Annotated in this window: 4 protein-coding genes; 1 reads left to right on the forward strand and 3 read right to left on the reverse strand. The window is 73.7% G+C overall.

The features are described from left to right. Window positions 1-301: 301 nt before the first annotated feature. Entirely contained in the window at window positions 302-2,086 is a 1,785-nt protein-coding gene (locus tag ACOJUF_RS19910) for an AMP-binding protein (protein WP_420123556.1), read from the reverse strand. 246 nt (window positions 2,087-2,332) lie between these two features. Further along, a complete protein-coding gene (locus ACOJUF_RS19915) occupies window positions 2,333-2,950 on the reverse strand; it encodes an NADPH-dependent FMN reductase (protein ID WP_420123557.1) in 618 nt (205 codons plus the stop codon). An 83-nt stretch (window positions 2,951-3,033) separates the two neighbouring features. On the opposite strand from ACOJUF_RS19915, the gene ACOJUF_RS19920 reads away from it, so the two are divergent. After that, window positions 3,034-4,170, forward strand: a complete 1,137-nt coding sequence (locus ACOJUF_RS19920) for a hypothetical protein (RefSeq protein WP_420123558.1) — start codon at window positions 3,034-3,036, stop codon at window positions 4,168-4,170. Between the two features lie 122 nt (window positions 4,171-4,292). Here the strand turns inward: ACOJUF_RS19920 and ACOJUF_RS19925 are convergent, their stop codons facing one another. Then, window positions 4,293-5,273, reverse strand: coding sequence for a hypothetical protein (locus tag ACOJUF_RS19925; RefSeq protein WP_420123559.1), 981 nt, complete (start codon window positions 5,271-5,273; stop codon window positions 4,293-4,295). Window positions 5,274-6,223 lie beyond the last annotated feature (950 nt).

Below are 6,223 nucleotides of genomic sequence, written 5' to 3' on the forward strand. Positions count from 1 at the left end.
CGGCCCCCCGGCGCCCGGCCCGCGGGGCCCCCCCCCCCCCCCCCCCCCGCCCCCCGCGGGCCCCCCGCGCCCGCCCCCCCCCGACCGGCCGGGTCGGCGCAGCCGACCAGGATGGCGAGGGCCAGCACCGCACCGAAACCACCGGCCGTCCGGCGGACCCCACGCCGGCGCGGCCGCCCGTTCCTCATCACGATCCGGTGTGTCATCCGAACTGTCATCCGACCCCTCGACGTCGCGGGACCACCGGCCCGATGGGTCGGGCCCGGCCCGATCGCCCGAGGGCCGGACGCCCCGCCCGACCTCAGGGTTGCGCCGTCGGTCCGCCCGCCGGGTCGGGACGCAGCTCGGGGAAGTCCTCGACGGCGAACTCGACCGCGAACTCGACATCGTCTGGCCGGGTCCCGCCCGTGCGGCCGTGCCGTTCCTGCTCCCGGCCGTGCCGTTCCTGCTCCCGGCCGCGCAGCTCGACCCGGCGGATCTTCCCCGAGATGGTCTTCGGCAGCGGCCCGAACTCCAGCCGGCGGATGCGCTGGTAGGGAGCGAGCCGGTCCCGCGAGTGCTCGAAGATCAGCCGCGCGGCGACCTTGTTCGGGTGATATCCCTCGGCCAGGACGACGTACGCCTTGGGCACGGCCAACCGGATCGGGTCGGGCGAAGGCACGACCGCCGCCTCGGCCACCGCGGGGTGTTCCAGCAGCACGGATTCGACCGCGAACGGTGAGATGCGGTAGTCCGACGCCTTGAACACGTCGTCGTCACGGCCGACGTAGGTAAGGTACCCGTCCGCGTCGCGGGACCCGAGATCACCGGTGTGGTAATACCCGTCGCGGGTGGCGTGGGCGGTCCGCGCCGACTCCCCACGGTAGCCGGTCAGCAGGCCGACCGTCCCGACCGACAGGTCGAAGCAGATCTCCCCCTCGTCGCCGGCCGTGCCGGTCGCGGGGTCGATCAGCGCGACCCGGTAGCCGGGCATCGGCAGCCCCATCGAACCGGGCCGCACCGGAACGCCCGGCGAATTGCCGACGGCCAGGGTCATCTCGGTCTGGCCGAAGCCGTCCCGGATGGTGACCCCCCACCCCCGTCGCACCTGGTCGATCACCTCGGGGTTCAGCGGCTCACCCGCGCCGACGAGCTCGCGCGGCGGCGTCCGCAGGCGGGACAGGTCCGCCTGGATCAACATCCGCCAGACCGTCGGCGGCGCACAGAACGTCGTCACCTTGTGCTCGTCCAGCTGTCGCATGAGCCCGACCGCGTCGAACCGCGGGTAGTTCACGATCAGCACCGTCGCCTGTGCCAGCCAGGGCGCGAACACGCACGACCAGGCGTGTTTCGCCCAACCTGGCGAGGAGATGTTCAGATGGACGTCGCCGGGCCGCAGCCCGATCCAGTACATGGTGGTCAAGTGCCCGATCGGGTACGAGCTCTGGCTGTGCTCAACGAGTTTGGGCAGCGCCGTGGTACCGGAGGTGAAGTAGAGCAACAGCGGGTCGGTGGCCAGTGACACCCCCTCCGGCTCGAATCGACCGGTGTAGGAATCGGTGTCGGCGTACTCGATCCAGCCCTCGACCGGCCGGCCGACCGCGATCCGGACGAAAGTGCCGGGCACGTGCCGGAATCCGTCGGTGTCCACGTCCCGGGCGATGACGTACCGGGCCCCACCCCGGCCGACCCGGTCGGTCAGATCGTCCGGGGTCAGCAAGGTGCTCGCCGGGATGATCACCGCTCCGAGCTTGATCGCGGCGAGCACGATCTCCCACAGCTCGACCTGGTTGCCGAGCATCACCACGATGGCGTCGCCCCGCTGCACGCCGTTGGCCGCCAGCCAGCCGGCCACCTGGTCGGACCGGCGGGAGAGTCGGCCGTAACTCCACGAGCCGACCGACCCGTCGGGTTCGACGATGACCAGCGCCGGACGGTCCGGGTGTTCGGCGGCGACGACGTCGAACCACTCCAGACCCCAGTTGAAGGTGGCGGGCCGGGGCCAGCGAAAGCGTTCCACCGCGGCAGCGTGGTCGTCCCGAAGCTGCAGCAGCAGGTCGCGTGCGGCGCGCAGCTGATCGGTGGCGGCGGTGGCATTGGCGGTCATCACGGTCCTCCCGACGGACACCTCGGCGTGCCCCGGCCACGAGTGTGCCCCCGACCGCGGCCCGCCGCCCGGGCGGTGCCGGCACCAAGGCGGTGTCCAGGCTCAGGCACTCGGCTCAGGCACTCGGCTCAGTCCACCGGGCTCAGTCCACCGGGCTCAGTCCGTCGGTTTCGTCGGTCGGCTCGGGGCATCGGCTCGGCACCCGGACTCAGGCACTCGGCTCGGTGCACCGGCTCGTGCGCCGGCTCAGTCGGTCGGCTCGGGGCGCCGGTTCGGTTCCCGGCTCAGTCGGTCGGCTCGGGGCACCGGCTGCCCGGCCCAGCGCCGGGCGAACTCCATCAGCTGCTCGGCCTGGATGCGGACGGATGCCGCCGCGCTGTCGTCGGACGTCCCGTCGTCGTCGAAGTGGGTGACGCTGCTGTTCACGGCCAGACCCAGCGGCGTGGGCCAGCCCCGCAGGGCGTGCGCGATCTGCCGCAGGGTGCCGAGCGTGGAGACCGATGCCTGCCAGCCGCGGGCGACCGCGATCAGCCCGACGGCCCGCCCGTCCAGGTAGGGACGGCTGTCCGTCCGCAGCTCCTCGAGGTAGTCCAGGGCGTTCTTGACCAGCCCGGACACCGTGCCGTGGTACCCGGGCGAGCTGATCACGACCGCGTCGGCCCGGCGGACCGCCTCGACGTACCCGGTCGCAACCTCGGGCAGCACCGCCCCGGTGTGGTACGGCGGCAGATCCAGGTCCAGGCCGGCGAACACCCGGACCTGCGCGCCCAACTCGGCCGTCCGGTCGAGCAACGCCCGAAGTACCCGGTCGGACTGCGAGTGCGCGTCCACCGACCCACCGATCCCGACCACCCTGATGCTCACCCGGTCGATACTGCCCGTTCGGCCGGGATACCGTGCAGGTCGGGGTCGGCCAACCGGGGTGACCGGACAGTGACGGAGCCACGGTGACCTGCAGCGCCACCCCCGGCCGGCCGGGCCGGGCGCGGGTGGGGCGGCGACCAGCCGCCCGGGGTGCCGCGCTGGTCCTGCTCGTTGCCGCGCTGACCGCCGGCTGCACCGGCGCCGGGCCGGCCGGGTCGACCGCGATCGCGCCGACAGGGGCCGATCCGAGCACCTCGGTCGGGTCGGACACGGCCGCCCCGCCGTCGGGCCCGCCATGGCCCTCGTCATCCCGATCACTGTCCCCCTCACCGTCCGCCTCAGCCCCGAACCCGGCCCCGTCCGACGCCCCCGCCCTGACGCTGCGGACCGTTCCCCTCGCGCCCGGAGTCAACGACGAGGCCAGCGGCGTCGCCCTCGCCACCACCGCCCCGGGGCTGCTGTTCCTGGTCGACGACGGCACCGGAACGGCTGGTCTGGCCGTCGTCGACGAGCAGGGCGCCCTGGTCACCCGGGTCGTTGTGGACGGCATGTCCGCGGGCAACGCCGAGGCGTTGGCCGCGGGGCCGTGCGGTGCCGCCGTCCCCCGATCGGATGGCGGCACCGACGGCTCCTGTCTGTACGTCGGGGACATCGGCGACAATGCCCAGCAGCGCAGCGATGTCGTGATCTACCGCGCCGTCGAACCCGATCTGTCGGGTCGCGCGACCGGCGACCCGATCACCGTGGCCGCCGACGAATGGCACTACACCTACCCGGACCGTCCGCAGAACGCCGAGTCGATGATGGTCACCCCCGACGGGTCGATCATCGTCGTCACCAAACCGCGCAACGGCGCCCCGCACCGGATGTACCGTGGCCGGCCGGGCGGCGGTGACCTCGAGTTCGTCCGCGAGTTCGCGGTGCCCGGATCGCCGCGGCCGATGCGGACGATCCTGACCGGCAACGTGGCCACCGATCTGGCCGCCACCCCGGGGCGGGTGCTGCTGCTCACCTACGACGACGTGCACGAGTACACCGCCCCCGATCCCGCCGCCGACCCGAGCACCTTCCCCGACTGGCCGAGCCGCTCGTTGCCGATGCCCCCGCTGCCCCAGGCCGAAGGCATCGCCGGCGCGAGCGACGGCTGCGGCTACGTCATCGCATCGGAGGCCGGTCCCGGGGGGACGGCTGGTTCGCTGGGCATCGCCACCTGCCGCTGACCCATCGGCGATCGTTGCCCCGCCGGCCGACCCGGCCGACCCGGCCGACGGCCGGGGCGGTGATGGGGCGGCGATGGGACGGAGTCCGCCCCCGCTCGCCGGCAGCTGTTCCGCACGCCCGGTCACCGGAGCGCGATGATCAGCGACGGCGTCGGCCACTCTCCGCCGGTGTCCAGGGCGACGACGGTGTCGCCTTTCCAGGTCAGGTAGGGCGGCGTGGCCGGCTCGGCGACCGGCAGCGGCACCGTCAACACTCGTCGGCCCGACATGACGTCGACCACCAGCAACGAGTACCCGCCGGGGAGGCCGGCGGTGAGCACCGCCCGGCTGCCGTCCGGCGAGAACACCGCCCCGCCGCACGAGGCGGTGTCCTTCAGCACCCGGCTCGTCTGGCCGGTATCGACCACGATGGCCACGAGGCCGCCCAGCCGTCCGTCCGCGGCCCGTGGGCAGACCAGCACGATCCGGCCCGGCGGATCGGCCGCCACCAGGTGCAGTGACCCGCCGGCCTCCGGGAAACGTCCGATCTCGACGGGCGCCGTCCGACCGGCCGGCAGCCACCACAGCCTCGCCGGGTCCGGCCCGGAGCTGCCGACCAGCGCGAGACCCCGGCCGGTGGACCAGATACTCGGTGTGCCGTTGGCGAGATCCGCCGTCAGCCGCCCCACCTCGGTCAGTCGACCGGTCCGCGGATCAGCCGTCACCACCGGCCCGTCGACCCCGTCGGTGTGCGGCACCAGCACCACACCCGACCCGTCGACGGCCCAACTGGCGCTGGACAGGTCCCAGCGGTGCGGATCCACCGAAGGGGCCACCGTTCCGTCCTGACCGATCACCCGCACGTCGGCCGAAGCGCTGTCGATGATGTAGACCGCATCGTGCTGCGCATCGGGACCGGCCACGACCAGCAGGGAACTGCCGTCCGGCGAGAAGGCGGCAAAGGATGTCACGTCGCCCGGAGGCAGGGTGGCACACACCTCCTGGGCATCTGCCGGGGCGTCGGCCAGTTCGTCGATGGGGGCGAAGCAGGCGCGCCGGCCGTCCAGCCGGACGGTTCGGTCACCGGCCGGCGACGGGATCCCCTCGGGCCCGAACCTCACCACGGCGAGGGAGTAGTCCGGTGCGGCCGACTCCGTCGGCGCCGCGCGGGAGGACGGGGTCGCCGTCGCGGTAGGTGCCGGCGTCGATGCCGATGCCGATGCCGATGCAGATGACGGTCTTGATGCCGAGGGGGCCTGGGTCACCGAGCCGACCGGTGCCTCGCCCGCGGCTCGAGCCGTCCCGGCACGGGCGCCGGAACAGGCGGCCAGCAGCAGGAGCAGGAGTCCGACCGGCAGGAGCGCGGCCCGGCCGCGATACGACGACATGGCGCGACGGTAGCCATCAAGGCGATCCGGCCGCCCGGCTTGTCCACATCGCTGTCGGCGCGAAAATTGTTGTCCACAATCCGCTCTCGCCCTTGACTCAGCGCGTCGCCAGTGCTTCTGCGAGCGGGCCGGGCGAGTGTCCGCGGCCACGCCCCGGGCCGGAAACGGGTGCGCTCCCGGCCGTCGAACCGCTCGGCCGGTGGGCTGAGCCGACGGGGAGAGCCAGCCGGCGATCAGCGGCCGATCAGTGGCCGGATCAGTGGCCGATCAGTAGCCGGCGGGGCGCGCATCCGCTCGGCCACATCGAGGAGCGGGTCGGCCGCGCCGGGCCGGGCAGTCGTCGGCCAGGTCGTGATGACCCCGAACGGCCGGGGATCGAGCCGACCCCGAAACGAGTGAAGACGCGAACCCGCTGAGCGGGCGCAGGCCTTCAGTCGCCGTCAGGCGGCCCGGCGCCAGGACGGGGCCGGCGCGGGTCGGCCGCCCGCCGCCGACCGGCGCCCGGTCGCGGGAGAGCCGGGTCAACCACCGGGGCAAGCCAGCCGGCCGGGGACCGAACGGACCCCGGAAACGAGTGAAGACCCGCACCCGCTGAGCGGGCACAGGTCTTCAGTCGCCGTCGGACGGCCGGCGCCAGGACGGGGCCGGCGCGGGTCGGCCGCCCGCCGCCGACCGGCGCCCGGTCG

Origin of the sequence: Nakamurella sp. (genome assembly GCF_048594475.1) — a bacterium.
Lineage (GTDB): Bacteria > Actinomycetota > Actinomycetes > Mycobacteriales > Nakamurellaceae > Nakamurella.